Below are 26,313 nucleotides of genomic sequence, written 5' to 3' on the forward strand. Positions count from 1 at the left end.
GTCAGCCGCGCGCGGACGACGGGTCGGTGTCACCGAGGTAGACCCGGCGTACGGCGGGGTCGGCGGCGGTCGACTCGGGGGTTCCGGTCGCCAGCACCCGGCCGCGATCCAGGACGGTGATCCTGTCCGCGACGCCGTGCACCAGCGCCAGGTCGTGTTCGACCAGCAGAATGGCCGCGCCGCCTGCCGCAAGGCGGCGCAGGACACGGGCCAGGACGACGCGTTCAGGCCCGGTCATGCCGACGGCCGGCTCGTCGAGCAGGAGCACGCGCGCCCCGGTCGCCACGGCGCGGGCCACCTGCAGGAGGCGCTGCTCGCCGGCGCCGAGATCCCCCGGGCGGTCGGACGCGCGCCCGGCGAGCTCCGTCAGTCGCAGCGCCCTCCACGCCTCGCGGTCGGCGGCGGCCGCGTGGTCCCGCATCGACTCACTCGCGAAAAGGTGCCGGACGGCGGCGAACGGCACCGGTGACCCGCCGCGCACGCCGAGCAGCAGCTGACGGTAGGGACTGAGCCGCTCAAGACCGACGGTGCGCTGGAACGTCCGGGTCACCCCCCGCCTGACCATTTCGAGCTGGCCGGCCCGGGTGACGTCGGTCTCCTCCAGCAGGATCCGGCCGCCCTTGGGCCGCAGGGCGCCGGCGAGGGCGCGCAGGGCCGTCGTCTTGCCGCTGCCATTGGGCCCGATGAGCGCGTGGACCTGTCCGGCCCGCACCTCCAGGTCCACCCCCGTGAGGATGTCCGTCTCCCCGATGCCGACATCCAGCCCTCGGGCGGTCAGCACCACCGCCTCCCGGGAGGCCGCGGTGCGGGGGGCGAGGTCCTCGGTGTCCTCCACCGGCTCACCCGGGCGCCGCGTGCGCTCCGGCCACCGGCCCGCGAACCGTTCGACCGGCCCGCGGAGGAGCGGAACCGCGACCAGCGCCACGGCGGTGAGCACGCCGCCGGACGCCTCGGCCGGAAGACCGGCCGCGCCGGCGAGCCCGTCGGCCAGCGGCGGGATCACGGCGATCACGAGCAGGCCCAGCACCGGTCCCCACAGCCGCGCCGTACCCCCGATCAGCGCCGCCACGAACAGCTGGAGAGACAGCAGCGGCGAGACGTCGGACGGGGCGGCGACCCCGAGCAGCACGGTGATGCCCGCGCCGGACACCGCCGCGACGGCCGCGGTCGTGGCGAAGAGGGCGGCTCTGCGGCGAAGCACCGGCACCCCGAGGGAGGTGGCGAGCGCGGGGGCCTCGCGCAGGGCCGCCCACTCCAGTCCGGCCGGCCCGCGGGTCAGCCGGGCCACCATGGCCAGCGTCAGCAGGCACATCGATCCCGCCACGACGACGTGGGCCAGCGGGGTGAGAGTGACGGTCACATCGAAAACCGGTGAATGCAGGCGGGCCGGCGACGGGCGGACCAGCCCCTGGCTGCCGCCGGACACGGTGGGAAACGCATCGAGGACCGCGTACACGAGCCAGGCGAACGCCCACGTCGACAGCGCGACCGCCGCGCCGCGCAGCCGAGCCGTGAGCAGGCCGACCAGGTAGCCGGCGCACGCCGCGAGCACGGCGCCGACGAGCACGGCGCCGGCGAGCGGCAAACCCGCGCGTTCCAGATGGGCGACGCCGAAGCCGCCCACGGCCAGGAACGCGCCCTGGCACAGGACGGGTTGCCCTCCGTACGAGACGGACAGGGCGAGCCCGAGCACCGCGACCAGCAGATACAGGTGGTGTGCCAGCTCGACCATCATTCCGGGTCCTCACGCAGCGGTGATCGCAGGCCCTGCCGCCCGAGGGCGAGCACGATCAACAGGATGGCCAGCGGCACCACGTCGGCGAAGCGCGGGCCGAGAACGTCCGATGCGACGATCAACGACTCGATCACGCCGAGCGCCAGCCCTCCGGCCAGCGCGCCGCGCACCGATCCAAGGCCGCCCAGCAGCGCGGCCGCCATCGCCTTGAGGCCGAGGACGACGCCGTCGTCGACGCCGAGCGACCGGTCCGGCGCGATCAACAGCCCCGCCAGACCGGCCAGCGCGCCGGCCACCACGAAGGCGACGAGCACCAGCCGCCGTACCGGAAGGCCGAGCAGCGCGGCAGCGGTGGGATCGTCACTGACCGCCGTCATCGCCGTGCCGACCGGGGTGAGCACGAGCAGCCGCTCGACCAGGATCCCCACGGCCAATCCGATCCCGATGACACCGAGCGTGCGAACCGCAACCGTGCCTCCCCCGGGCAGTTGCAGCACCCCCGAAGGCGTCAACCGGCCGAGGCGCAACGGATCCGGCACCGCGTAGGCGTCCTGCGTGAGCACCAGCCCGAGAACCTCACGGATCAGCAGCCCGGCGGCCAGGCCACCCGCCACCCAGCCCAGGACGTCCCCGCCGGTGGACCGGTGCCCGGCTCCCGGCAGGAAGGGCCTCACGGCGATGAAATAGACACCTGCCGACAGTGCCGCTCCGGCGGCGACGACCAGCACCGCCAGCCCGGCGGAGCGCGCCAGGCCCGGGGCCGCCGCCACCGGCGTGGTCCCGAGCACCGCCAGCACACCGACGAAGACACCGCCGACCACGAGATCGCCGTGCGCGAAGGCGATCACCCTGGTGAGCCGGTAGACGAGGGTGAAGCCCATCGCGATCAAGCCGTAGGCCGCACCCAGAGCCAACCCGCTCAGGATCGCCTGCAGGGCCACTCCTCCACTCACCGGACACTGTCCTCCCGTCCTCGATCACATGACCCGGCGCCACTAGGAACCGCAGTCGCAGCAGCAGCCGTCCCCGCAGCAGCAGCCGTCGCCCGAGCAACAATCGGAGCAGGACGAGCAGCAGTCGCAGCAGTCGCAACAATCCGAGCAGTCGGGGCAGTCGCAGCTGTCACAGCAGCAGCGCTCGGTCCACGGCGCGTTCCGATGCTCGCTCCACGGTGGGCGGTAGAGCCCGCAGGTCAGGACGATCGCCGCCCAGGCCAGCGCCGTCAGCGCGATCCCCGGGCGGTCGCCGGGGCCCTCGGGGGAGCCGCCGGGCGGGGGTCCGGACGGCGCGGGGGAGGTGTCCCCGGCCGGTGTGCGGTGCGCCGCACAGGCGGAGCCGTGGGCACGCGGCCCGAACGCCCGGTCGACGGCGCGGCGGGTCTCGCCGCACAGCAGCGCCTCGGCCAGGTGCCGCTCCTCCAGGTCGAGGTCGCGTACGGCCAGGCGCAGCCCGTGCAGCGCCTCCTCGCACACGCGCCGGGCCTCGGCGGGCGAGGTGCCGGTCGCGTCCAGCGGGTTGTACGCCCCGCGGGCCCGATCCTCGGCGAGGTCCTCGACCGCGTCGATCAGGTGCGCGATCCGGCCGAAGAAACGGCCGGCCTCGCGCAGGCTCTCGGCGTTGCCCGGCCGGCCCGCGAGCGTGGCGGTGTGCGCGAAGGCCGCGGCCACCGCGGTCTCGGTGGGCTCGGTGACGTCGAGCAGCCCGCGTCCGGGAGACGCCTCCAGCAGCGCCTGGCGGGCGGAGACCTCGGTCAGGACGGCCGTGTCGAAGCCGATCGACGCCGCGCCGCGCCGGGCGGTCGAGGCCCAGATGGCGGCCGTGGCGCGCATCGGGGCGCCGGCCACGCGCCGGGCCGCGATCCCGTCGCCGTCGGCCGCGTGGTCGCGGATCTTGCCCGAGGCGAGGGCCAGCGAGACCACGGCGGCCAGGCGGGCGCCCCGGTCGTCCGACGGCACCACCTCCGCCCGCTGGAAGCCGCGCAGCGCGCAGGGCCCGGCGGTCCGCCGGTTCGCCCCCGCCCCGGCAACGGCCCCGGCCTGTGACTGTGACTGTGACTGTGACTGGGCCTGTGACTGGGCCTGTGACTGGGCCTCGGTCAGCACGGACAGGATGAGGCCGTCGTAGTTGGTCGCCAGGCGGGCCAGATGTCCGTGCCGGTCCCGCAGCGTCAGGCAGAGCCCGCACAGGTGCGCGCGCCAGGCCTCGTGGACGGACGGACAGGAGTGGCGGGCACACGGCCGGAGGATCCCGAACACCCAGAGACTCCTTGGGGGTCATGCGTACGGGATCATCCCGTTGCGCGGCGATTATGTCACTACGGGCCGGGACCCTGCCGGAGTAGCCGGGCGGGTGAGCCGGACAATCGGGGTATGGAAGTTACCGACGGGTTCGAACTGGCCATCGACGAGCACGTCGCCACTCTCACCATCAACCGGCCCGCCACCCGCAACGCCGTGACCGCCGCCATGTGGCGGGCGCTGCCGGGCATTCTCGCGGACCTCGCCGCCGAGCCGAAGGTACGTGTTCTCCTCCTTACCGGAGCCGGCGGAACATTTTGCTCCGGTGCTGATATTTCGGAAATTCATGAGCTTGGCGATAACGACGATGACACCGGTCTCACTGTTGTCGCAGAGCACGCATTGGTGACCTTTCCCAAGCCCGTGATCGCGATGATCGAGGGATACTGCGTCGGCGGCGGATGCCAGCTCGCGCTCGCCTGCGATCTGCGCATCGCGGCGACCGGGGCCCGCTTCGGCGTCACCCCGGCCAAGCTCGGGATCGTCTATCCGCTCAGCTCCACGCGGCGGCTCGCGGAGATCGCCGGGCCCGCCGCCGCCAAGCTTCTGCTCTTCTCCGCCGAGCTCATCGGCGCAGAACACGCCCTGCGCCTCGGTCTCGTCGACGAGGTGTGCCCGCCTGAGGACCTGCGCGAGCGGGTCTACGGCCTGGCGGCCACGATGGCCGGCCGGTCCCGGCTGACGATGATGGCGGCCAAGCAGATCATCGACGGCCGGGCCGGGGAGGCCGAGGTGCGCGCCTGGCAGCGGGAGGCCAGGGAGAGCGGGGAAATGGCCGAAGGTGTCCGGGCATATCGGGAGGGGCGTTCCCCTGGATTCTCTTGGGATGCAAAATAGGCATAAACGGGACTCGCAGTGGTAATGACCCTGTGAGGTGTGAGATGTCGCAGAATCCATTCGCCAGGTCCGCCCGATGGCTGGGGCTTGATAGGAATCCGCTTAGGCGCCGGTGTGACCGGGTCGAAGCGGTGATCCGGCTTGCCGCGGTGCTGGGAGTCGTGGCCGCGCTCGTGTTCGGCGTGATGCTCGGCATGCGCGAGTACGGTGACGGCCTGAGGACCGAGGCCCAGCAGGCGCACGCCCGGCATCAGGTCGCGGCCACGCTGACGGGCGAGGTGACGACGCCCCGGCTGTCGGTGGCCGGAGCGGCGGTCGGGCATGCCCAGGCCGTCTGGGTGGCCCCCGACGGCACGGCGAGGGCCGGAGTGATCGAGGCCCCGCCCAGCAGGCATGCGGGCGAGACCGTGCACATCTGGACCGACGACGCAGGCGTGATCGCGCCCCGGCCGCAGGACCGGGAGACCACGGTGGTCGCCGCGCTGACCGTCGGCACGGGCGTCCCGCTGGGCGCCGCCGCGATCCTCGCGCTGCTGGTGACCTGCACCCGCCTGGTCAACCAGCGCAGGGCCCGCCGGGTGTGGGAGGCCCAGTGGACCGTGGTCGAACCCATGTGGCGGATCAACGGCCGCTGAACGGACGCCCGGCGCGTCGCCCCGGCCGGCGATTCAGCCTCGGCGTTCGATCTCGGACGTCCCCATCGAGGTGATCCGGCCCGGGTGCGGTAGGCGAGGCCGTACTGCTCGCGCTGCGCGGTGTCGATCCGGGACGAGAAACCCCGGGATCGAGCAGGTCACTCGAACTCGTCAAGCGCATCGGCGCGCACAATCCCGGCTGTCCGCGATATGGCGGATTGTTCTTTGGAATCGGTAAGGCGCGAGGAAAATCGCCGACGTTCGGGACCGGTTCCGGGAAAGCGGGCTTGTCAGAAGGCGAGTGTCAGCCGCAGCCCGCCGTGGTTCCGGCCCGTTCACCCCGAGACGGAGACCGTCGCGCTTGATCCTTTCCGCGTTTACGGAGCATGGCTCGCCCAGCCGCGCTCTCGCCGGATGAAACTTTCAGCGACTCAGCGTGCGGCGAGCGCCGATCGTCACCGGAAACCGCTGTGACCATCGTCTACGTCCGGACATGGTGTCACGGCCGTACAGTGACGAATTACGACTAGATTGCCGAACGGGGCCTACGTGATAAAAAAGCCCACAATTAAGATCGTTTCACTGCGTACGTGACTTGTCCGCGTTTATGCCATCGAAGGGCCGTGTCACATGTCTGTGGCTGACCTGTCAGACGCCAAGCGGGAACTGCTCCGACGCAGGTTGCGGGCCCGTCTCGCACACGATCCCATTCCCCGGCGCCCGGAGGGCGTCGAACCCCCGCTGTCCCCGGCCCAGGAGCCGCTGTGGTTCATGGAGCGGTTCACACCTGGCACCACCACCTACACCCTGGTGATCGCCGTACGGTTACGTGAGCCGCTGGACGAGGACCGGCTGCTCCGCGCGCTCGCCGCGCTGCCGGTCCGGCACGAGGGCCTGCGCCACCGGTTCCCCGAGACCGAGGAGGGCAGCCCCGCCGTCCACGTCGTGGACACGACGGAGGTGCCGCTGAACCGCACCACGGCGGTCACGGACGAGGAGGCGATCGCGCTCATCGGCGCCGAGACCGCCGTCCCGCTCGACCTCGCCCGGGGCCCGCTGCTCAAGTGCGTCGTCGTCAGCAAGGGAGAAGACGAGCACATCGTCGCCCTGCTGGTGCACCACATCGTGGCCGACGGCCAGTCGCTGAATCTGCTCATGCGCGACCTGCTCGCCCTCTCCCGCGGCGAGGAGCCGCCCGCGCCCGCCGTGCGCTTCGGCGACGTCGCCCTGTGGCAGCGTGAGCGGTCTCCCGACCGCGAGCTGGACTACTGGCGGGGGGAGCTGGCCGGGCTGCCGCGCCTCGAACTCCTCACGGACCGGCCCCGTCCGGCCCTCCAGACGCTCGACGGCGTCACCCACGTGCGCTCCCTCGCGCCGGATCTGGTGGACGGCATCGCCTCGCTGGGCCGGGAGCACGGCGCCACCACGTTCATGACCCTCCTGGCCGCCTACCAGGTCCTGCTCTCCCGGCTGACCGGCCAGGACGACTTCGCCGTCGGCGTGCCGGTGGCCGGGCGGAGCAGACCGGAGTTCGAGGACGTCGTGGGCATGTTCGTCAACGTGCTGGCGATACGGGCCCGGCTGGACGGCGAGCCCACGTTCGCCGAGCTGCTCGCCCGCACCAGGGACACGGTCCTCGCCGCGGTCGATCACGAGCAACTGCCCTTCGCCCAGCTCGTCGACGCCCTCGGCGTGCCGCGGGACACCAGCAGGCCGCCTCTGATCGACACGATCTGCTCGATGCACGAGGCCACCCCCGGCGACGGGACCGAGACCCTCCCGCTGGCTCCCACGTCGGCCAGGCACGACGTGGAGCTGTACGTCGTGCCCGCCCCCGAGGGCGGCCTGCAGTGCGCGTTCACCTACCGGCCCGAGCTGTTCGGCGAGAGCACGGTCGCCCGGATGGCCGGGCAGTTCGTCGACCTGCTGCGCGCGATCGTGGACGACCCGCACGTCCCGATCGGCCGGCTGCCGCTGACGGGCGACGACGCGCTGATCGCCGGTTGGAACGCGACCGGCGCGGACTACCCGGACGCGGCCACCCTGCACGGCCTGATCGAGGAGCAGGTCGCCCGCACCCCCGAGGCCGTCGCGGTGACGTTCGCCGGACAGTCGTGGACGTACCGGCAGCTCGACGAGCGGGCCAACCGGATCGCGCACCGTCTCGCGGGGCTCGGCGTGGAGCCGGGCGGTCTGGTCGCGGTCTGCGCCGAACGGTCGTTCGACCTGGTCGCCGCACTGCTCGGCGTGCTCAAGACCGGCGCGGCGTATGTGCCGCTCGACCCCGGCTACCCCGCCGACCGGCTGGCGTTCATGCTGTCGGACTCGGGCGCGCCCGTCGTGCTGACCCGGCAGGACCTGGCCGAGCGGCTGGTCACAGGCGGCGCCGTCATCCTGCCGCTCGACCTTGACGCCGTATGGGACGGGCTGCCGGCGACCGCACCCGAGGTGCGGGGCGGGCCCGGCACGGCCGCGTACATGATCTACACCTCCGGCTCCACGGGCCGGCCGAAGGGCGTCCCCAACAGTCATCGCGGCATCGTCAACCGGCTCGACTGGATGCAGAAACGGTTCCGGCTGACCGGCGCCGACGTGGTGTTGCAGAAGACGCCGGCCGGGTTCGACGTCTCGGTGTGGGAGTTCTTCTGGCCGCTGCTCACCGGCGCGCGGCTCGTGCTGGCCGAGCCCGAGGGCCACCGCGACCCGGCGTACCTGCGTGACCTGATCAACGGCGAGCGGGTGACCGTCCTGCACTTCGTGCCGTCCATGCTCAGCGCGTTCCTCGACGAGGAGGGCGTGGAGACCTGCACGTCGCCGCGCGTCATCGTGTGCAGCGGGGAGGAACTGCCCGTCGACCTGGCCGAGCGCTGCCTGCGCACGCTCCCGGCCGAACTGCACAACCTGTACGGCCCCACCGAGGCGGCCGTCGACGTCTCCGCCTGGCAGTGCACGCTGCCCGCGCTGGCGGGCCGGGCGCGGGTGCCGATCGGCTCGCCCATCCAGAACATCACGCTGCACGTGCTCGATCGGCATGGCGAGCCGGTACCCGTGGGGGTGCCCGGCGAGTTGTACATCGGCGGCGTGGGCGTCGCACTCGGCTACCACGCCCGCCCGGAGCTGACCGCCGAGCGGTTCGCCGGAGGCCGCTACCGCACCGGCGACGCGGCCCGCTGGCTGCCGGACGGCACGATCGAGTTCCTGGGCCGCCTCGACGGCCAGGTCAAGCTGCGCGGCCTGCGCATCGAACTCGGCGAGATCGAGGCCGTGCTCCGGGAGAAGGCCGGTGTGCGCGACGCCGCGGTGATCGTACGCGAGGACGTGCCCGGCGGCCCGCGGCTGGTCGCCTACCTCACCGGCGACGCCGTGCCCGAGGCGGCGCAGGTGCGCGCGGCGATCAGGGGCACGCTGCCGGAATACATGCTGCCGTCGATGTTCGTCCCGCTCGACGCCCTTCCGCTCACGCCGAACGGCAAGCTCGACCGAGCCGCCCTGCCCGTCCCGCAGGTCCAGGCCGACGTGCCGTACGCCGAGCCGGAGACCGAGACCGAGCGGGCCGTCGCGGCCGTGTGGGCCGACGTGCTGGCGGCGGAGCGGATCGGGGCCGACGACGACTTCTTCGATCTCGGCGGCCACTCGCTGCTCGCCGTCCAGGTCGTCGCGAAGCTCCGCAGGGCGCTCCCCGCCGGGTCGGCGCAGGTGGGGCTGGTGGACATCTTCACCTACCGGACCGTGCGCGAACTGGCGGCCTACGCCGGTTCCGGCGAGGACGGCCCGCGCCCGCTGCTCCAGCGGCTCACCCCGGCACGCACGGCGAGCGTCACCTACGTGTGCGTGCCGTACGGGTCGGGCAGCGCGGTGGTCTACCAGCCGCTGGCCGACGCCCTGCCCGCCGACCAGGCGCTGTACGCGCTCGCGATCCCGGGCCACGACGTGGGCCTGGACGAGGAACCGATGGAGTTCGCCGAGCTGGCCGCCCGCGCCACCGAGGAGATCCTCGCCATCGAGGGCCCTCTGGTGATCTACGGCCACTGCGGGGTCGGCGCCGCGCTCGCGGTCGAGCTGGCGACCAGGGCCGAGGCGGTGGGCCGCGCGGTGGACGCCGTCTACACCGGGGCGATCTTCCCGTTCGCCCGGCCGCGCGGGCTCATGCGTGCGCTGTCCAGGATCGGGGAGTTCGACCGGCTCCGGAGCAGCCAGACCGACATCAACCGTCTCAAGGCCCGTGGGGTGGACCTCGAGGAGCTGGATCCCGGCGTGGCCGACCGCATCGTCCGGACGATGCGCCATGACAGCAAGGCCGCGGAGAAGTACTTCACCGAGCTCTTCGACGCCCCCGACCGGCCGCGGCTACGCGCCCCGATCATCTCGGTCGTCGGCGAGCGCGACCCCGCCACCGACTTCTACGCGGAGCGCTACCGCGAGTGGGGCTTCCTCACCGACGTCACGGCGCTCGTCGTACTGGACGAGGGCGGCCACTACTTCCTGCGCTACCGCGCCGAGGAACTGGCCGCCGCCCTGCGCACCCACACTCACATGGAGGTCTCCGACCGCTCGGGCAACCCCTCGTGGTGGGTGCACGCGGTCTCGCGCGGGTCCGCCCCGCCCGGGTCCGATAAGCAGGGGGTGCGTCCCAGCATGGGCCGCTTCCTCACGATCTCCGCCGGGCAGCAGCTCTCGATGATCGGCTCGGCGCTCACGGGGTGGGCCCTGCCGCTGACCGTCCTCATGGACTCCGGCTCGATCGGGCAGTTCTCCATGCTGGCCGTGCTCAACCTGGCCGGGCTGCTGATCTCCCCGCTGGCCGGGGCGATCGTGGACCGGGGGGACCGGCGGCGGGTGATGCTGTTCGCCGACTGCGCGTCGGCCGGGATCCAGGCCGTGCTGGCCGGGCTGCTCCTCTTCGGCGACGTACAGATCTGGCAGATCTACCTGCTGATCGTCAGTCTGTCGGTGGCGGCGAGCTTCCAACGGCTCGCCTACCAGTCGGCGGTGCCGCAGCTCGTCCCCAAGCACTACCTCGGCCACGCCATCGGCGTCACCCAGATGACCAACGGTGTCGCGCAGCTCGTCGTCCCCCTCGTCGCGGCCGGGTTGCTGGCCTGGATCGGGCTCGGCGGCATCGTGGCGATCGACATGGCGAGTTATGCGTTCGCCATCGTCACGGTGCTGCTGGTCCGCTTCCCCGACACGCTTCCCTGGCGGCCGCGCGAGCCGCTGAGCACGGAGATCGCCAAGGGTTTCACGTACACGTGGCACGACCGGGGGCTGCGCTCGACGCTGGTGTTCTTCGCCGTGCTCAACGTGTTCCTGTCTCCGCTGCTCCTGCTGGTCTCGCCGCTGGTGCTCTCCTTCGCCACGCTCAAGGACGTCAGCGTGATCTCGCTGGTGTCGGGGCTCGGCGTCATGCTCGGCGGGCTGACCATGTCGCTGTGGGGCGGCCCGCGCCGCGGGCGTTTCCGCGGCGTGCTGACCTTCGCCGTGGCAATCGCGGCGGGTGGCGTCGTCACCGGCCTCGCCCCGTCGCTGGTCGTGGTCGGCGTGGGGGCGTTCGCGCTCAGCTACTTCCTCACGCTGATGAACGGCATCTACGTCACGATCGTGCAGATCAAGGTGCCCGCGCGGTTCCACGGCCGGGTCTTCGCGCTCAACACGCTGGTCGCCTGGTCGACGCTGCCCGTCGGCATCGGCCTGGTCGCCCCGCTCGGCGCCGCGCTGTTCGACCCGATGCTGGCCCCGGGAGGGGCGCTCGCCTCGACCGTGGGCGCCCTGATCGGGGTGGGCCCCGGCCGCGGGATCGCCTTCCTCTATCTGGTGTGCGCACTGGGCATGATCCTCGTGGCGGCCGGCGCCCTGCGGGTGAGGCGGCTCGCCCGCCTCGACACCGAGATGCCGGACGCGCTGCCCGACGACCTCGTCGGGGTCGAGGCCATCCAGCGTCGCGTCGCCGCCTAGGTCCTCACTAGAGGCGCCGGGTCAGCGCGCCGAGGTTGGCCTCGACCCAGCGGAGCCGGGCGAGCGTGCCGGTGGGCTCGTTCCGCCCGGCTCCGTTGAGGAAGGCCAGATAGCCGCGCACCCATCCGCCGAAGACCCAGGGCTCCGCCGGGATGTCGCCACCGGCCTTGCGGTAGCCGGACACGGCGGCGTCGAACCGGTCGAAGTCGACGCTGCCGTCGAGGCGGGCCGCCCAGTCGAGGGCCATGCCCGCGGCCTCCTGCTCGGCGACGTACGGACCGGCGGTGTCCCAGTCGATGATCGTCAGGCTGCCGTCGAACCGGAGCAGTGCGTTCTTCGGGTGCAGGTCGCCGTGGGACATGGTCAGGGTGCCCACGCCGGCCGGTCGCGCGGTCGCGGCCTCGAGGTCGGCCGGTCCGGACGCCGGATCCGCGGCCGGGTGGCCGGCAGGGTCCGCCCGCGGTGGTTCCTGAGGAGCGATGTCACGACCGGCCGTGTGAACGGCGGCCACCAGCTCGCCCATCGTGGCCGACAGCTCGGGGCTGAGGTCGTCGAGGGCGGGCGCCTTCCCGTCGAGCCAGCGGTGCACCCGGACGGAGCCGTTCCCGACGGGGATCACGTACGCTCCTGTCGCGGGCGACGGGACCGGCTCGGGCATCGGGATGCCCGCCCGCCAGGCGGCGACCTCGATCTCCACGGCGGGCGCGGCCGACGGCGGCAGCCGCTTCACGGCGTACGCGCCGGTGATCGTGTCGACCCGCCAGACCTCGTTGTGGTAGTAGCCGGCCACCCGGAGTCCTCGCGTCACCGCCAGGCCGAGGCCGAACTCATCACAAACCAGGCCGATATCGAGATCCATCCGCACATTTTGCCGTGCTCAGGAGGATGGGGAAAGGCCGGCTCAGCGGTCGACGATCTCGTTCTTCCCGATCACGACCACACCGCTGCGGGTCACCGCGAAACGCTGGCGGTCGTAGTCCAGGTCGAAGCCGATCCGGGCGCCGTCGGGGATCACCACGTTCTTGTCGATGATGGCCTTGCGGACGATCGCGCCCCTGCCGATCTTGACCGAGCCCATCAGCACCGAGTCCTCGACGTGCGAGTGGGAGTGCAGCACCACGCCGGGGGACAGGATCGAGCGCAGCGCGGTGCCGCCCGACACGATCACGCCGGGCGACACGAGCGACTCCATCGCGTGTCCCACCCGGTCGCCCTCGTTGTGCACGAACTTGGCCGGCGGCAGCGGGTCGTTGCCCGTGTAGATCGGCCAGCGGTCGTTGTAGAGGTTGAAGACCGGCTGCACCGAGATGAGGTCCATGTTGGCCTCGTAGTAGGCGTCGAGCGTCCCCACGTCGCGCCAGTAGCCGCGGTCGCGCTCGCTGGAGCCGGGCACCACGTTGTTCGCGAAGTCGTACACCTCGGCGCCGCCGCTCTTGACGAACATCGGGATGATGTTGCCGCCGAGGTCGTGCTTGCTGCTGGGGTCGAGGGCGTCCTCGCGCACGGCCTCGATGAGGGACTGGGTCTTGAAGACGTAGTTGCCCATCGAGGCGAAGATCTGGTCGGGCGCGTCGGGCAGGCCCACCGCGTCCTTGGGCTTCTCGCGGAACGCGACGATCCGCCGGCCTGAGGGGTCCGCCTCGATGACCCCGAACTGGTCGGCCAGTTCGAGGGGCTGGCGGATCGCGGCGACGGTCACGTCGGCGCCCGAGTCGATGTGCTGGTCGACCATCTGGCGCGGATCCATCCGGTAGATGTGGTCCGCGCCGAAGACGATCACGTGATCGGGCATCTCGTCGTAGATCAGGTTGAGGTTCTGGAACAGCGCGTCCGCGGATCCGGAGAACCACCGCGGCCCGAGCCGCTGCTGCGCGGGCACCGGGGTCACGTAGTTGCCGAGCATCGACGACAGCCGCCACGTCCGGGAGATGTGCCGGTCCAGGCTGTGGTTCTTGTACTGCGTCAGCACCACGATCTGCCAGTAGTGCGCGTTCGCCAGATTCGACAGAACGAAGTCGATGAGCCGGTAGATGCCCCCGAAGGGCACCGCGGGCTTGGCCCGGTCCGCGGTGAGCGGCATCAGCCGCTTGCCCTCTCCACCCGCTAGCACGATCGCCAGGACCTTCATAGGCAGGACCTTAACCCGCGAAATGGCTAACAAACACCAGGGACACCGGCAAACAGGGCGGATCGGGGACTCTAAGCTCACTCGTATGCGTGTCGATCTGCTGAGCCGCGAGTACCCACCCGAGGTGTACGGCGGCGCCGGAGTCCATGTCGAGTACCTCGCGCGGGAGCTTCGGCGGCTGTCCGACGTGCGGGTCCGCTGCTTCGGCGCCCCGCGGGAGGAGCCCGGCGTGCGGGCCTACCCGGTCCCCGGGGGACTGTCCGGCGCGAACGCCGCCCTGCAGGTGCTCGGCGTCGACGTCGAGATGGCGGCCGGCTGCGAGGGCGCCGACGTCGTGCACAGCCACACCTGGTACGCGAACTTCGCCGGCCACGTCGCCAAGATGCTCTACGGCGTGCCGCACGTGGTGACCACGCACAGCCTGGAGCCGCTGCGCCCGTGGAAGGCCGAGCAGCTCGGCGGCGGCTACACGCTGTCGTCGTGGGCGGAGCGGACCGCGCTCCAGGCGGCGGACGCGATCATCGCGGTGTCCGAGGGCATGCGGCGCGACGTTCTCACGGCCTACCCGGAGGTGCCCGCCGAGCGCGTGCGCGTGATCCACAACGGCATCGACACCGAGGAGTACGCGCCGTCGCGGGGCACCGAGGCCCTGGTCAGGCACGGCATCGATCCGGCCGTGCCGTACGTCGTCTTCGTGGGGCGTATCACCCGGCAGAAGGGCCTGGTGCACCTGCTCCACGCGGCCCGGTCGTTCGACCCGGCGGCCCAGCTCGTGCTGTGCGCCGGCGCGCCCGACACGCCGGAGATCGCCGAGGAGGTCGCGGCGCTCGTGCGCGAGCTGTCGGCCTCCCGCAAGGGCGTGGTGTGGATCTCCGAGATGCTGCCCAGGCCCGAGGTGATCCAGATCCTCACCCATGCCACCGTTTTCGTGTGCCCCTCGGTGTACGAGCCGATGGGCATCGTGAACCTGGAGGCGATGGCGTGCGAGACCGCCGTCGTTGCGACCGCGACCGGAGGCATCCCCGAGGTCGTCGCCGACGGAGAGACGGGCCTGCTCGTCCCGATCGACCAGGGCGGCGACGGCGAGCCGAACGACCCGGAGGCGTTCGCCGCGGCGCTGGCCGACCGAGTGAACAGGGTGCTCGGCGACCCGCGCCTCGCGGCCGCGATGGGCGAGGCCGGGCGCGTGCGCGCGATCGACCACTTCTCCTGGCGGCGGATCGCCGAGCGGACCCACGAGCTCTACGCGTCGCTCACCCGGCCGGGGACGACCCAGGGATGATCATGGTGACGCCCGGGTGCGCGCCCGGCCGGGTCAGCGCGTCCGGCGCGTCGTCCAGGCCCACGGTGCGGGTGACCAGCAGGTCGGGGCGGAGCACTCCCGCCGCGATCAGCTCCAGCATCGGGGGATAGGCGTGGGCGGCCATGCCGTGGCTGCCCACGATCTCCAGCTCGTGCGCGATCACCCTGCCCATCGGCAGGGCGGTCTGCCCGGGAAGCAGGCCCACCTGCACGTGGCGGCCCCGCCTGCGCAGGCCGCCGATCGACGCGGCGCAGGTGGCGGTGCCGCCCAGCGCGTCGAGGGAGACGTCGGCGCCGTCGCCCCCGGTCGCCGCCCTGACCCGCGCGGCCGACTCCTCGGGACCGGCGCCCTCGCCGAGCAGGACGCACTCGGCCGCGCCGAACCGGCGGGCCAGGTCGAGCGCGGCGGGGGACACGTCCACGGCGACGACCCGCGCCCCCACGGCGGCGCCGATCATCACGGCCGACAGCCCGACCCCGCCGCAGCCGTGGACGGCGAGCCACTGGCCCGCCCGGACCCGCCCTTGCTCGACGACGGCGCGGAACGCGGTGGCGAAGCGGCAGCCCAGGCTCGCCGCCGTGGCGAACGCCATGCCGTCCGGCAGCCGCACGAGGTTCACGTCGGCGTGGTCGATCGCCACCAGCTCGGCGAACGATCCCCAGTGGGTGAACCCGGGCTGGGTCTGCCGCTCGCACACCTGCTGGTTGCCGGTCGTGCACTCGCGGCAGCTTCCGCAGGCGCAGATGAACGGCACCATCACCCGGTCGCCGGCCCGCCAGCGGCTCACCCCCGGGCCGGCCGAGTCCACCACACCCGCCAGCTCGTGCCCGGGCACGTGGGGCAGGACCGTGATGTCCGCGTCGTGGCCCATCCACCCGTGCCAGTCGCTGCGGCACGCCCCGGTCGCCTCGACCCTGATCACCACGCCGTCCGGCGGCGCCACCGGGTCCGCCACCTCGCGCACCTCGGCCCGCCCGCCGAACTCCTCGTACACAACCGCGCGCATGTCACGCTCCTTCCCAGGCCGTACGCTAATCGGGTGATTGCGATCGACCGGATACGGATGGCCTTCACCGACCGGCACGGCGGCGTGAGCGCCGGGCCGTACGGCACGCGCAACCTTGGCGGGGCGGTGGGGGACGACCCGGCGGCGGTCGCCGAGAACCGGGCGAAGACGGCCGCGGAGTTCGGGCTCGACCGGGTGGTCTTCATGCGTCAGGTCCACGGGACCGACGTCGCCTACGCGGAGGAACCGTTCGGGGACGAACCGCCCGCCCTGGACGGGGTGTTCACCGACCGTCCCGGGCTCGGCCTGGCGGTCCTGGTCGCCGACTGCGCGCCCGTGCTGGTGGCCGATCCGGTGGCCGGCCTGGTCGGCGCCGCGCACTCGGGGCGGCCGGGCACGGAGGCGGGCGTGGTCCCCGCCCTGGTCGAGGCGATGGCCGAGCGGGGCGCACGGCCGGAGCGGACGGTGGCCGTGATCGGGCCGTCGGCCTGCGGGCTGTGTTACGAGGTGCCGGAGGACCTGCGCGAGCGCGTCGCCGCCCGCGTGCCCGAGACCTGGTCGCGAACCCGGCACGGCACGCCCGCGCTCGACATCAGGGCCGGGATAGCGGCCCAGCTCGTCCGGGCCGGCGTGGCCGACGTCCGCCACGACGACCGCTGCACGATCGAGACGGCCGACCTCTACTCCTACCGCCGGGAGCAGCGCACCGGGCGCTTCGCCGGTTACGTCTGGCTCACCGGCGCGTGAGGCCGCCCCGCGCGTGAGATCGCTCCGGGTATGAGGTCGCTCGGACGCGGGACTGCTCCGCGTGTGAGATCGTGCGGACACCGGACCGCTCCGCGTGTGAGGCCGCTCCGGGTGTCGGATCGCTCTGGGTGGCTGCGTGGGCGACCAGCTTTCGCGATGGCCGCCGGAGGCCTCTCAGGCCCGTGCCCGCGGCTCCAGCCCGGCGTACGCCTTCCGGAGCAGCGCGTGCAGGCTCGCCCGCTCGTCCTCGTCCAGCGCGGCGAGTAGCTCGTCGCGCGCCTCGCCGGCCTCGCGCAGGGACGCCTCCAGCGTGGCCCGGCCCGCGGGGCTGACGGCGACGCGGTATCGCCGCCGGTCCTCGGGGTCGCGCTCGCGCTCCACGAGGCCGAGCGGCACGAGCGTGTCCATCACCGCCACGAGGTCGCTGGGGTCGATGCCCAGCCGCTCGCCGAGCTCACGCTGGGACGCCGGGCCGAAGTCGCGCAGCGCGGCCAGGACGGCCATGTCCCACAGGCCGATGCCGTGCCCGCGCAGCCGGTCGCCCATACGGCGTCGCCCGGCGACGCCCACCTTCGACAGCAGGAAGGCGGTGACTCCGAGCAGGGACGGGGGAAGTTGCGGCAGGTCGCTCACGAGAGCAGGATAGGGCACGACCAATAGTTGGTACTCACCAAGGGATTTCCATGGACGCTCTCTATCCTCGCGTGCTCGCCTCCCGGTTCGCCGAGTGCTTCCGCTTCTACGACGGCCTGCTCACCGCGGTGGCGGGCGCGCACCTCGTCAAGGGCGCGGAGACGGGGCCGTACGCCAACTGGGACCGCGACGAGGAGGCGGTGCTGGCCCTGCTCGACCGCGAGATGCTCGCGAAGGTCACCGGCGTGGATCTCGACGGCGGAGGCGACGGGACGATGCTGGTCCTGACCGTGGACGACGTCGACCGGGCCGCCGCCGTGGGGACCGCCAACGGCGGCCGGGTCGTGGCGCCGCCGAGCGCCCGGCCCGAATGGGGGCCGACCTCCCGCACCGCGCACCTGCGCGACCCCGACGGCAACCTGCTGGAGCTCCAGTCCTACTGAGCGCCGCCGCGCCGCCCGCGCAGCGCGGCCAGGAGACCGAGGGTCCGCGCCCGCTCGCGCGCGTCTCCGAAGGGGCTCACCACGAGTTCGGTCGCGCCCGCCTCGGCATAGGCCCGCACGGCGCGCTCGACCGCCGACTCGTCCCCGGCGACGACCGTCTCCTCCACCCCCGACCTGCCCTGGCGGTCCAGGATCGCCCGGTAGCCGGGCAGGTCGCCGACGGGTCCGAGGGACTCCGCGACCCGCCGCCGCACGCCCTCGGGGTCCGCGGTCACGCTCACGATCACACCGGCGACGACGCGTGGGCGCGGCCGCCCGGCGGACGCGGCGGCGCGGGTGACCGCCGGCGTCACATGGTCGGCGATCGTCTCCGGGCCGGTCCAGACGGTCACCGCGCCGTCGGCGAGTTCGCCGGCCAGCCGCAGCATGACCGGCCCGAGGGCGGCCAGCAGGGCCGGCGGCGGCTCGGCGCCGGGCACCTCGACCCGCCCCGCCGCGGTAGTCGACCCGCTCGCCCCGCAGCAACGGCACCAGCGCGGACAGGTATTCGCGGACGTGCCGGGCCGGTCGGTCGTACGACAGCCCGAAGTGGGTCTCGATGAGCGGCCCGTGGCTCGGCCCGATGCCGAGTGTGAAGCGGTTGCCGCTGGCCGCCTGGGTGGTGAGCGCCTGCCCGGCGAGCGCCAGCGGATGTCTCGGGTAGGTCTGGGTCACCGCCGTGCCTACGGCGATCCCGGGCACCTCGCGGGCGGCGAGCGCCGCGAGCTGGACGGCGTCCCATGACAGGACCTGGGTGAAGTAGGCGCTGTCGAGGCCGGCCTCGGCCGCCTCGCGCACCCGTCCGATCAGCTCGTCCAGGCCCAGGCCGTTCCCTCCGGCGAGCACTCCGAGTTTCATCGCGCCTCCAACATGAATCGGAGACTCCGGTTCCGTTTGCGCACGCTCTACCGCCACTTCCCGGACCGGCGGGGCCTGTTGGAGGAGATCGCGGCCGGCACGCTGCGGACCCTGCTCGAGGCCGCGCGGGACCACGCCGCCCGCCCGGTGAGCCGGTGGGACGCGCTGCTGGCGTGCGTCCGGTGCGGCGCCGACCTGCCTCTGGCCCTGGTCAAGTCGCTGTCGGACGGTGCCGAGGCCCATCCGGAGCTGGGCCCGCTCGTACGCGACCTCGACGCCACGCTCGAAGACCTGGCCGCGGGAGCCCAGCGGGAGGTTGCCGTCCGCGGCGACATCACTCCGCGCGAGGTCGTCGAGCTGCTCAGCGTCGCCGTGTGCCGCCCCGGCGCCCGGCCCGACGACGCGCTGACCACCGTCATCCTCGACGGACTCGCCACACGGGTGGCCTCGCGCGGGGCCCGGACCTGACCGGCGCACGACGCGACCGGCGCCGGGCTTGCTGGCGGCTTGCAGCGGTTGCGGAAAGCCTGCGGCAAGGGGCGTGCAGGCGAGCGGGCCTATCACTGAGGTGCACCGACCCGGCGGCGACGGCCAGACCGGACAAGCACCCTCACCCCGCACTTCGAGGAGACAGTCATGAAGCGCACCCTGCTCGGTCTGGCCGCCGCCGCGATCTCCGGCCTGGCCGTCACCGTCCCCGTCACCCTCATGGCCGGTCCGGCCTCCGCGAGCGGCGACTACGGCCCGGACACCTGCGTCGAGGGTTACGTCTGGCGCGAGGCCGGCCCCAGCGACCACGTCTGCGTGACCTCGGCCGCCCGCACCCGGACCCTCGCCGACAACGCCGCCAAGGCGTCCCGCTGGACCCCCGGCCCGTACGGCCCGCACACCTGCAAGACGGGCTACGTGTGGCGCGAGGCGTTCACCGGCGACGACGTGTGCGTCACCCCGGCCGCCCGCGCGCAGGCCAAGCTCGACAACGGCAAGGCGGCCGAGCGCAAGGTCTCGGCCAAGCTGTGGATCACCCGTTACACCGTCCCGCCGGTGGACAACGGCGACGGCACCGCCACCAGCACCTCCGTCGACGACATCCCGCGGCTCAAGATCAACGGCGACCACTTCAACCACGGGCAGGTCAGGCTCTACATCCGGTACACCAGCGGCAAGCTCTACTGGAGCGGCACGGTGACCGCGAGCGCGCACAGCGGTTACGTCGCCGGGAGCTTCGGCAAGAAGACCGGCGTGTTCGACTGCGCCTTCGGGGGCAAGCCGGCCAACGCCTACGCCCAGGCGCAGGACGTGATCTCCGGCCGCTGGTCGGCCAAGGTCCCCGTACGCGTCGGCTGCGCCGTCCTGTGACGGCGGGCGCCGCGACGGTGACCCGGAGGACCGGCCCGGTCGGGCCGGTCCTCCGGCATGTCCGGGAGAGCCGTCGCCCAGGTCAAGGGATCTTCTGATCGGCCTGGCGTTCCAAGCATCGTGATCGGGGTAGTCGGTGGGTCTGCGGGGACCCGCCGGGGGCCGGCCCGCGACCCGCCCCCCGGCGGCTCCCACCCCCTGACGATGTGAGGATTGACATGGGAACCGCGACCCCGGTGCCGGAGACCAGGAGCATGAGCGGCGACGAGCTGTCTGCCGACGACGCCTACGCCGCCATACGGCGGTACGGCGGCTGGCACCTCATCCGCGACGCGTACGTCCGGTTCAGGTACGGCGACGGCACGAGCAACGCCCGCTCCCTCGCCTTCCAGACCTGCCTCGCGATCATCCCGGGAGCGATCGCCCTTGTGGGCCTGAGCTCGGTGCTGCACCAGGAGCGCTTCGGCCGCCTCCTTGAGCTCACCCTGCGGCAACTGACCCCCGGCGCGGGCTCGCGGGTCATCCAGGAGACGCTCGACCAGAGCCACCACGCCTCGGGCGCGGGGGGGAAGCTGGCCCTGTGGCTCGGTCTGCTGACCGCACTGGTGTCGCTGACGACCGCTATGGGCCAGTTCGAACGCGGGGCCAACCGCATCTACGGAATCGAGCGGGACCGCCCCTTCCTGGCCAAGTACGGCAGGGCGCTGCTGATGGCCGTCACGGCGGGCCTCCTCATGAGCGTCGGCTTCGTCATCCTGGTCGGCGGCGCCGCGGTCGGGGAGGCCGCGGCGCACGCCTACGACTGGAGTGAGACGACGCAGAGGCTCTGGGGCTGGCTGCGCTGGCCGATCGGTTTCCTGCTCGCGGTCCTGTCGATCTCGGTGTTGTTCCGCTCCTCGCCCCGGCGCGAGCAGCCGGGGCACAGCTGGCTTGCGGTCGGGGCCACGGTCGCCGTGCTGCTGTGGACGCTGTTCACCTGGCTGCTCGCGCTCTACACCGCCAGCAGCGGCACCTTCGGCGCGACGTACGGCCCGCTCACGGCGGTCATGGCGCTGCTGCTGTGGTCGTTCCTCAGCTCGATGGCGCTCTTCCTCGGCCTGTCCTTCTCGGCTCAGCTGGAGGCCTGCCGCGCGGGCCGCGGCGAGCCGGCCCAGCCCGACCCCGGCCCCGCCCCGGTCTCCCCGCGGGAGCGGCAGCCGGCCGGGAGCAGCCGATGATCCGGTGGCGCGGGCGGCGCGGGCGGCGTGACGCCGAGCACGGACTGGGTCTGCGGCTGACGGTGGCGACGGCGGCGCTGGTGCTGATCGCGGTGCCGTTCACGGTGCTGCTGGTCTTCGTCAAGACCTCCTTCGGCCCGCTCACCGAGATCGACGAGGGCGCGGCGTGGGACCTGCACGCCTACGCGATCGGCAATCCCGGGTTCGCCCGGCTGATGGAGCTGGTCAGCGACGTGTTCGCGCCGCTGACCTGGCGGATCGCGGTCGGCGCCGCGGTCGCCTGGCTGGTCTGGCGCCGTGCCTACCACCTGGCCCTGTGGGCGGTCACCACGATCACCGTCGGCGGCCTGCTCGGCCTCGCCCTGAAGGTCATCGTCGCGCGGGCCCGGCCCAGCCTGCCGGACCCCGTCGCCATCGCACCCGGCGCGTCGTTCCCCTCGGGGCACACGGTCAACGCCGTGCTCGGCACCGGGATCCTGCTGCTCCTCGTCCTGCCTCTCGTGCGGGAGCGCGGGCGGGTGCTCGCCTGGGCGCTCGCCGTGCTGATCCCGCTGGCGGTCGGCTTCAGCCGGATCGCGCTCGGCGTGCACTGGTTCAGCGACGTGGTGGGAGGGCTGGTGTTCGGCGTGGCAGTGGTGGCCGCCACGGCCGCCGCCTTCGAGACCTGGCGCCGCCACGATGTGGGCCGCCGGCCCGCCCAGCCGTTACGCGAGGGCGTCGGGCCCGAGACGAAGAGGGAAATCGCTCCCGAAGGAGGACGAATTGCACGCCGACCGTAATCGTGGCACGACCCGGAGCGCCCGGTCGTCCTCGGCGCCGCCTCGGCGGGCGCCCGACCAGCGGGTCCCCGACCGGCAGGTGCCCACTCGACGGGTGCCCACTCGACGGGTGGCCGCGGAGGCGGCGCGGCGGATCCTGCTCCCGCTCGCGCTGATGGCCCTGGTGACCCTCGGGCTCGGCCTGCTGATCACGAAGGTCCTGGAGCACTCGACGCTCGTCGCGCAGGACGAGGCGGTCAGCCGCGAGATCGCCCAGGAGCGCACGCCGTTCTGGAACGAGGTGACCCACTACGGCTCGATGCTGTCCGACACGCCTGTGATCATCGTGGTGACGACGATCATGGCGATCCTCTTCCGGGTCGTCTACGGGCGCCTGCGGGAGTCGGTCTTCCTGGTGGCCGTCGTCTGCGCCCAGTCGGCGATCTTCCTGCTGGCCACGGTGTTCGCGCAGAGAGCCCGCCCGCACGTGCCGCATCTCGATCCCGCGCCGCCCACGTCCAGCTATCCGTCGGGGCACACCAGCGCCGCCGTGGCGTTCTACTGCGGCACCGCACTAGTGCTGACCCTGCACACACACCGCCACACGATCCTGAATGCGCTGTGGTGGCTGCTCGGCGCGGGAGCGGCCCTGGCGGTCGGCCTGTCCAGGCTCTATCGAGGCATGCACCATCTGACGGACGTGAGCTGGGGCTACGTGCTCGGGATCTTCTGTGTGGTCGTGCTCGCCCAGGCCCTGCTGCTACAGCCGATCACGGCGTCGCGACGCGCCGCGACGAAACGGGCCGTACGCGGGGCCGCGCTGACCTGACCGGCTCCCGGCCACCGGCTCGGAGCCGAGCCGGTGGCCGGGGCGGTCAGCTCGACACGCCGGTGAGGCGGCAGGCATCCGCCCAGCGCGCGGGATCGACAGCGGCGGGGTCGGTCCCGACGGCGGTCCCGGCATCGATTCCGGTGTCGATTCCGGTGTCGATTCCGGCGGTGGGACGCAGCAGGGCCCAGCAGTCGTCGATCGCGTCGGCCAGCAGGCCGCGCAGCAGCAGATCGGGGTCGGGCACGCACGCCTGAGCGACGCCCCGCACCGCGAGCTGCACGGTGTTCGGCGCGGCGTACCTGCGGAAGCCCTTGGGCGAGACCCGCACGCCGCGCCCGAAGGTGCGGGCCCAGCGAGCGGCGTCCGGCACCTGCGCCAGTGCCTGGCTGCTGCGCTCGTCCAGATCACCGGCGGGGCGGCCCTCCAGCTCGGTGAGCACGTGCTCGGCCGACAGGATCGAGACCGCCATCGCGAGCTGGCGCTCGTGCGCGACGACCGGCAGCGCGGCCCTGGCCGCGCACAGGGCGATCCGCGCGTCGAGACGCGGATCGTCGCCCGTCAGGCCGATCACCGACGGGATCAGCTCGGCCAGGCGGGGCCGGGCGTCGTCGGAGGTGTGGTCGTTGACGAGGCGGGCGAGCCCGGCGAGCAGCGGATGTGTGCACGACGGATGGTCGCTCCACCGCTCACCTGCGAGATAGGACGCGAACTCCATGAAGCAGGCGCCCTTGCTGGGATTGCGATGCTTGCCACGAGAGAGCATGGGCATCGCTGGAGGCATCTGAGCGTGCACGAGCTACTCCAAGCTGAATCGCCTGTTGTCTCTCTTTCAGTGTGCGCCCGTTATGCGGCGTTGAGAAGAAGCCTTACCTCGACTTGTCCCTCGCATGCCGGAATGCGCCAGTGGCGGCCAGGTGGCCGGTGTCGCCGCACTCCCACCCGGTGCCGGACCAGAAGGTGGGGCGCCGGCGCTCGCGGAGGTGTCGTGCGTCGCATGACGCACACACGCCGACGTCCGGAACCGGATCGGAAAAACAGAGGTGGAGACGGGATTTGAACCCGTGTACGCGGCTTTGCAGGCCGCTGCCTCGCCTCTCGGCCACTCCACCAGAGCGAGGTCCACATTCGCGACCTCTCGGAGCGGAAGACGGGATTCGAACCCGCGACCCTCACCTTGGCAAGGTGATGCTCTACCACTGAGCCACTTCCGCGTCCGCCTTGCGGCGACGTCGCTACTGTACCGGGTTTTCGACTGCGGTGTGTACTCAGAAAGGCCGGGCGCTCGGTCCTCGGAACGCGCGGTCGGCTCCCCGCTCGATCGCGGGCAGGGTCAGGAAGATCTCGAGGATCCGGGTGAGCCGGTGCACCTCGTTGCGGTGGAAGTCCGGCCCCTCCGCCCTGGCCAGCATCAGCGACAGCGCCAGCGGCGGCAGCGGCGCGACGATCACGTGCGGGCCGGACGGCAGCGTGGCGGCCGTCGGCCGGGGCGGGGTCACCTCGGGGAACGGAATGTCCTCGGGCGCCCGCCAGCTCGCGTACACGGTCACGCGCGGGTCCTTCTCGGTCGCCGCCGCCGCCCAGTCGGCGCTGAACAGCACCGGCATGGAGTCGATCAGCGTGCCGAGCGCACGGTCGCCCGCCGTGGTGAGGAACTTCAGGATCTCCAGCTCCGGATAGGTGCCGGGGGCTTCCCTGGTGCCCCAGATGCCCACGATCCGGACCTCGTCCAGGTCGCGCAGGACCCGTACGAGTTCCTCGCGGGGAGCGGCGTCGGGCCAGTAGACGGTGAAGTCGTCGAGGGCGCGGCCGTCGCCGCGGTCGAGCACCGTCACCTGCGTGATGTCGGCGCCCGCGGACCCGAGGATCCCGGTCACCTGGCTCAGCGAGCCCGGACGATCCGGCAAGGCGATTCTCAGCCGCAGTAGCATGACGACCTCCCTCACCGTTGGTCCAGGTCAGATTAACCGGGGCATAAGCCTCGCGTCCATGATCTTGTACGGCTCACCGCCGGCAGCGGGGAGAATGAACGGGTGAAAGTCGGCGCGCTCGAGGTCTGGCCCCCGGTGGTGCTCGCTCCCATGGCGGGCATCACGAACATCGGATTCCGCACGCTGTGCCGGGAGCAGGGCGGCGGCCTGTTCGTGTCCGAGATGATCACTTCGCGGGCGCTGGTCGAGCGGGTGCCGCTGACGTTCCAGATGATCAGGTTCGGCCCGGAGGAGTCGCCCCGCAGCATCCAGCTGTACGGGGTCGATCCGGCCGTCATCGGCAAGGCCGCGCGGATGATCGCCGAGGAGGACCTGGCCGACCACATCGACCTGAACTTCGGCTGCCCGGTGCCCAAGGTCACCCGCAGGGGCGGCGGGTCGGCCCTGCCGTACAAGCGGAACCTGCTGCGCGCCATCCTGCGCGAGGCGGTGGCCGGCGCCGGGCCGCTGCCGGTCACGATGAAGATGCGCATGGGCATCGACGAGGACCATCTGACCTACGTCGACGCGGGCCGGATCGCCGTGGAGGAGGGCCTCGCCGCCATCGCCCTGCATGCCCGTACGGCCCGCCAGCACTACGGCGGCACCGCGCACTGGGACGCGATCAAGCGGCTGAAGGACGCGGTGCCGGAGATCCCGGTGCTCGGCAACGGCGACATCTGGAGCGCCGACGACGCGCTGCGCATGGTCGCGGAGACCGGCTGCGACGGCGTGGTGATCGGGCGGGGCTGCCTGGGGCGGCCGTGGCTGTTCCGCGATCTGGACTTCGCCTTCCGGGGCTCGGCCGAGCGCGTCCGGCCCCGCCTCGGGGAGGTAGGTGCGATGATGCTGCGCCACGCCGAGCTGCTCTGCGAGGTCATCGGCAGCGAGCCGCACGGGCTCGCCGACTTCCGCAAGCACGTCGGCTGGTATCTCAAGGGCTTCGTCGTCGGAGCCGAGACCCGCCGCACCCTCACCGCGGTCACCCGCCTGTCGGAGATGGCCGAGCGGGTGGCCGAGCTCGACGCGGACCAGCCGTGGCCGGAGGAGGCCGACGGCCCGCGCGGCAAGAGCGGTGAGAGGTCGAAGGTGTCGCTGCCGCACGGCTGGCTCGACGACCCCGAGGACATGACGATTCCCGGCGCCGGAGCCGAGGACCCCACCTCCGGCGGCTGAGCGTCCCATGTCGCTCGCCGCGCTCAGGCGGGCGTGTCGGCCTCGTGTGAGGCGGGCGTGCGGCGGGCCCCCGTCCGCCACAACCATCGCATGAGCAGGACGACCGGCAGCAGGATCGCGAGCGCGACCCCCGCGTGGGCGGCCCAGGCTCCCACCAGGGTGGTCCCGCCCCACGCCCCGTCCAGCAGCGGGTCGGAGGTGAGCGGATGCCCGAGCGTGGGAAGGAGATCGGGCCGCAGGAAGGGATACAGCAGGCCCGAGGCCGCCGTGAAAGCCGCGAAGGCGCCGAGGATGACTGCGGGAACCCTCAGTAACACACGCACTGGCCCACCTCCACCGATACTCCGGAAGATCCACGCTACGTGCTCGCGTGCGGCGGTGGGCGGCCCCG

At 72.5% G+C, this 26,313-nt stretch carries 22 protein-coding genes, 2 tRNA genes and 1 pseudogene; 12 read left to right on the top strand and 13 right to left on the bottom strand.

What is annotated here, in order from left to right:
• Position 1: 1 nt before the first annotated feature.
• Genes ACGFIB_RS12885 through ACGFIB_RS12895 form a run of 3 tightly spaced genes read right to left on the bottom strand, consistent with a single transcriptional unit; the run spans position 2 to position 3,990 of the window.
• Entirely contained in the window at positions 2-1,735 is a 1,734-nt protein-coding gene (locus ACGFIB_RS12885) for a branched-chain amino acid ABC transporter ATP-binding protein/permease (RefSeq protein ID WP_393371279.1), read from the bottom strand.
• Complete coding sequence (locus ACGFIB_RS12890) at positions 1,732-2,688, bottom strand: ABC transporter permease subunit (protein ID WP_357256549.1); 957 nt, start codon at positions 2,686-2,688, stop codon at positions 1,732-1,734. Before ACGFIB_RS12890 ends, ACGFIB_RS12885 begins: the two co-directional genes overlap by 4 nt.
• 42 nt (positions 2,689-2,730) lie before the next feature.
• Positions 2,731-3,990 carry a DUF5685 family protein gene (locus ACGFIB_RS12895; protein WP_393371283.1) on the bottom strand — a complete coding sequence of 420 codons (1,260 nt, stop codon included), beginning with the start codon at positions 3,988-3,990 and terminating at the stop codon, positions 2,731-2,733.
• Between the two features lie 114 nt (positions 3,991-4,104).
• On the opposite strand from ACGFIB_RS12895, the gene ACGFIB_RS12900 reads away from it, so the two are divergent.
• The 3 genes from ACGFIB_RS12900 (at position 4,105) to ACGFIB_RS12910 (ending at position 11,456) form a co-directional block, all read left to right on the top strand.
• Positions 4,105-4,869 (top strand): enoyl-CoA hydratase/isomerase family protein, encoded by a 765-nt coding sequence (locus tag ACGFIB_RS12900; protein WP_393371286.1) that lies wholly within the window; start codon positions 4,105-4,107, stop codon positions 4,867-4,869.
• A gap of 44 nt (positions 4,870-4,913) precedes the next feature.
• Positions 4,914-5,504 (top strand): Rv1733c family protein, encoded by a 591-nt coding sequence (locus ACGFIB_RS12905; RefSeq protein ID WP_425280121.1) that lies wholly within the window; start codon positions 4,914-4,916, stop codon positions 5,502-5,504.
• 630 nt (positions 5,505-6,134) lie between these two features.
• A complete protein-coding gene (locus tag ACGFIB_RS12910) occupies positions 6,135-11,456 on the top strand; it encodes a non-ribosomal peptide synthetase/MFS transporter (protein ID WP_393371290.1) in 5,322 nt (1,773 codons plus the stop codon).
• A 7-nt stretch (positions 11,457-11,463) separates the two neighbouring features.
• Here ACGFIB_RS12910 and ACGFIB_RS12915 read toward each other — a convergent pair whose 3' ends face one another.
• Together ACGFIB_RS12915 and glgC are read right to left on the bottom strand one after the other, a co-directional pair.
• Entirely contained in the window at positions 11,464-12,315 is an 852-nt protein-coding gene (locus tag ACGFIB_RS12915; RefSeq protein ID WP_393371293.1) for a phosphotransferase enzyme family protein, read from the bottom strand.
• A 42-nt stretch (positions 12,316-12,357) separates the two neighbouring features.
• On the bottom strand, positions 12,358-13,665 hold the full coding sequence (gene glgC, locus ACGFIB_RS12920) for a glucose-1-phosphate adenylyltransferase (RefSeq protein ID WP_393371296.1): 1,308 nt from the start codon (positions 13,663-13,665) through the stop codon (positions 12,358-12,360).
• A gap of 4 nt (positions 13,666-13,669) precedes the next feature.
• Here glgC and glgA point away from each other — a divergent pair, with 4 nt between their 5' ends.
• A complete protein-coding gene (glgA, locus tag ACGFIB_RS12925) occupies positions 13,670-14,866 on the top strand; it encodes a glycogen synthase (protein WP_393371299.1) in 1,197 nt (398 codons plus the stop codon).
• On the opposite strand, the gene ACGFIB_RS12930 is transcribed toward glgA, so the two are convergent.
• Positions 14,838-15,893: a zinc-dependent alcohol dehydrogenase family protein gene (locus tag ACGFIB_RS12930; protein ID WP_357243973.1), complete on the bottom strand. Its 1,056-nt coding sequence runs from the start codon at positions 15,891-15,893 to the stop codon at positions 14,838-14,840. The two genes, glgA and ACGFIB_RS12930, sit on opposite strands and share 29 nt — an antisense overlap.
• Positions 15,894-15,950: 57 nt before the next feature.
• On the opposite strand from ACGFIB_RS12930, the gene pgeF reads away from it, so the two are divergent.
• On the top strand, positions 15,951-16,640 hold the full coding sequence (pgeF, locus tag ACGFIB_RS12935) for a peptidoglycan editing factor PgeF (protein ID WP_357244322.1): 690 nt from the start codon (positions 15,951-15,953) through the stop codon (positions 16,638-16,640).
• 174 nt (positions 16,641-16,814) lie between these two features.
• On the opposite strand, the gene ACGFIB_RS12940 is transcribed toward pgeF, so the two are convergent.
• A complete protein-coding gene (locus tag ACGFIB_RS12940) occupies positions 16,815-17,273 on the bottom strand; it encodes a MarR family winged helix-turn-helix transcriptional regulator (protein WP_208762160.1) in 459 nt (152 codons plus the stop codon).
• Between the two features lie 50 nt (positions 17,274-17,323).
• Here ACGFIB_RS12940 and ACGFIB_RS12945 point away from each other — a divergent pair, with 50 nt between their 5' ends.
• The gene (locus ACGFIB_RS12945; RefSeq protein ID WP_393371304.1) at positions 17,324-17,716 is read left to right on the top strand and encodes a VOC family protein; all 393 of its coding nucleotides are present in this window, start codon (positions 17,324-17,326) and stop codon (positions 17,714-17,716) included.
• On the opposite strand, the pseudogene ACGFIB_RS12950 reads toward ACGFIB_RS12945, so the two are convergent.
• Positions 17,710-18,613: pseudogene (locus tag ACGFIB_RS12950) on the bottom strand (TIGR03564 family F420-dependent LLM class oxidoreductase). The gene ACGFIB_RS12945 and the pseudogene ACGFIB_RS12950 sit on opposite strands and share 7 nt — an antisense overlap.
• Before the next feature lie 36 nt (positions 18,614-18,649).
• On the opposite strand from ACGFIB_RS12950, the gene ACGFIB_RS12955 reads away from it, so the two are divergent.
• The 5 genes from ACGFIB_RS12955 (at position 18,650) to ACGFIB_RS12975 (ending at position 22,776) form a co-directional block, all read left to right on the top strand.
• Positions 18,650-19,081, top strand: coding sequence for a TetR/AcrR family transcriptional regulator (locus ACGFIB_RS12955; protein ID WP_393371307.1), 432 nt, complete (start codon positions 18,650-18,652; stop codon positions 19,079-19,081).
• Between the two features lie 168 nt (positions 19,082-19,249).
• Positions 19,250-19,972 (top strand): hypothetical protein, encoded by a 723-nt coding sequence (locus ACGFIB_RS12960; protein ID WP_393371309.1) that lies wholly within the window; start codon positions 19,250-19,252, stop codon positions 19,970-19,972.
• A 218-nt stretch (positions 19,973-20,190) separates the two neighbouring features.
• Positions 20,191-21,189: a YihY/virulence factor BrkB family protein gene (locus tag ACGFIB_RS12965; protein ID WP_357243955.1), complete on the top strand. Its 999-nt coding sequence runs from the start codon at positions 20,191-20,193 to the stop codon at positions 21,187-21,189.
• A complete protein-coding gene (locus ACGFIB_RS12970) occupies positions 21,186-21,968 on the top strand; it encodes a phosphatase PAP2 family protein (RefSeq protein WP_142570474.1) in 783 nt (260 codons plus the stop codon). Before ACGFIB_RS12965 ends, ACGFIB_RS12970 begins: the two co-directional genes overlap by 4 nt.
• A gap of 94 nt (positions 21,969-22,062) precedes the next feature.
• Positions 22,063-22,776, top strand: a complete 714-nt coding sequence (locus ACGFIB_RS12975; protein WP_357243951.1) for a phosphatase PAP2 family protein — start codon at positions 22,063-22,065, stop codon at positions 22,774-22,776.
• 46 nt (positions 22,777-22,822) lie between these two features.
• Here the strand turns inward: ACGFIB_RS12975 and ACGFIB_RS12980 are convergent, their stop codons facing one another.
• The 4 genes from ACGFIB_RS12980 to ACGFIB_RS12995 form a co-directional block, all read right to left on the bottom strand.
• Entirely contained in the window at positions 22,823-23,548 is a 726-nt protein-coding gene (locus tag ACGFIB_RS12980) for a hypothetical protein (protein WP_393371313.1), read from the bottom strand.
• Positions 23,549-23,817: 269 nt separating this feature from the next.
• A tRNA-Cys gene (locus ACGFIB_RS12985) sits at positions 23,818-23,888 on the bottom strand.
• A gap of 30 nt (positions 23,889-23,918) precedes the next feature.
• Positions 23,919-23,990, bottom strand: a tRNA-Gly gene (locus ACGFIB_RS12990).
• A 54-nt stretch (positions 23,991-24,044) separates the two neighbouring features.
• Positions 24,045-24,707 (bottom strand): ACT domain-containing protein, encoded by a 663-nt coding sequence (locus ACGFIB_RS12995; RefSeq protein ID WP_142570477.1) that lies wholly within the window; start codon positions 24,705-24,707, stop codon positions 24,045-24,047.
• Between the two features lie 102 nt (positions 24,708-24,809).
• On the opposite strand from ACGFIB_RS12995, the gene dusB reads away from it, so the two are divergent.
• Positions 24,810-25,922, top strand: coding sequence for a tRNA dihydrouridine synthase DusB (gene dusB, locus ACGFIB_RS13000; protein ID WP_357243945.1), 1,113 nt, complete (start codon positions 24,810-24,812; stop codon positions 25,920-25,922).
• A 23-nt stretch (positions 25,923-25,945) separates the two neighbouring features.
• On the opposite strand, the gene ACGFIB_RS13005 is transcribed toward dusB, so the two are convergent.
• On the bottom strand, positions 25,946-26,245 hold the full coding sequence (locus tag ACGFIB_RS13005) for a hypothetical protein (RefSeq protein WP_142570479.1): 300 nt from the start codon (positions 26,243-26,245) through the stop codon (positions 25,946-25,948).
• Between the last annotated feature and the right edge of the window lie 68 nt (positions 26,246-26,313).

The sequence above is a fragment of the Microbispora bryophytorum genome (genome assembly GCF_043197435.1).
Lineage (GTDB): Bacteria > Actinomycetota > Actinomycetes > Streptosporangiales > Streptosporangiaceae > Microbispora > Microbispora bryophytorum.

Coding starts and splice junctions, on each gene's coding strand:
- glgA (WP_393371299.1), top strand. CDS start 13,670: ATGCGTGTCGATCTGCTGAGCCGCGAGTACCCACCCGAGGTGTACGGC.
- ACGFIB_RS12900 (WP_393371286.1), top strand. CDS start 4,105: ATGGAAGTTACCGACGGGTTCGAACTGGCCATCGACGAGCACGTCGCC.
- ACGFIB_RS12970 (WP_142570474.1), top strand. CDS start 21,186: ATGATCCGGTGGCGCGGGCGGCGCGGGCGGCGTGACGCCGAGCACGGA.
- ACGFIB_RS12965 (WP_357243955.1), top strand. CDS start 20,191: ATGGGAACCGCGACCCCGGTGCCGGAGACCAGGAGCATGAGCGGCGAC.
- ACGFIB_RS12945 (WP_393371304.1), top strand. CDS start 17,324: ATGGACGCTCTCTATCCTCGCGTGCTCGCCTCCCGGTTCGCCGAGTGC.
- ACGFIB_RS12915 (WP_393371293.1), bottom strand. CDS start 12,315: ATGGATCTCGATATCGGCCTGGTTTGTGATGAGTTCGGCCTCGGCCTG.
- ACGFIB_RS12995 (WP_142570477.1), bottom strand. CDS start 24,707: ATGCTACTGCGGCTGAGAATCGCCTTGCCGGATCGTCCGGGCTCGCTG.
- ACGFIB_RS12980 (WP_393371313.1), bottom strand. CDS start 23,548: ATGCCCATGCTCTCTCGTGGCAAGCATCGCAATCCCAGCAAGGGCGCC.
- ACGFIB_RS12910 (WP_393371290.1), top strand. CDS start 6,135: ATGTCTGTGGCTGACCTGTCAGACGCCAAGCGGGAACTGCTCCGACGC.
- pgeF (WP_357244322.1), top strand. CDS start 15,951: ATGGCCTTCACCGACCGGCACGGCGGCGTGAGCGCCGGGCCGTACGGC.
- ACGFIB_RS12930 (WP_357243973.1), bottom strand. CDS start 15,893: ATGCGCGCGGTTGTGTACGAGGAGTTCGGCGGGCGGGCCGAGGTGCGC.
- ACGFIB_RS12905 (WP_425280121.1), top strand. CDS start 4,914: ATGTCGCAGAATCCATTCGCCAGGTCCGCCCGATGGCTGGGGCTTGAT.
- ACGFIB_RS12885 (WP_393371279.1), bottom strand. CDS start 1,735: ATGATGGTCGAGCTGGCACACCACCTGTATCTGCTGGTCGCGGTGCTC.
- ACGFIB_RS12960 (WP_393371309.1), top strand. CDS start 19,250: ATGAAGCGCACCCTGCTCGGTCTGGCCGCCGCCGCGATCTCCGGCCTG.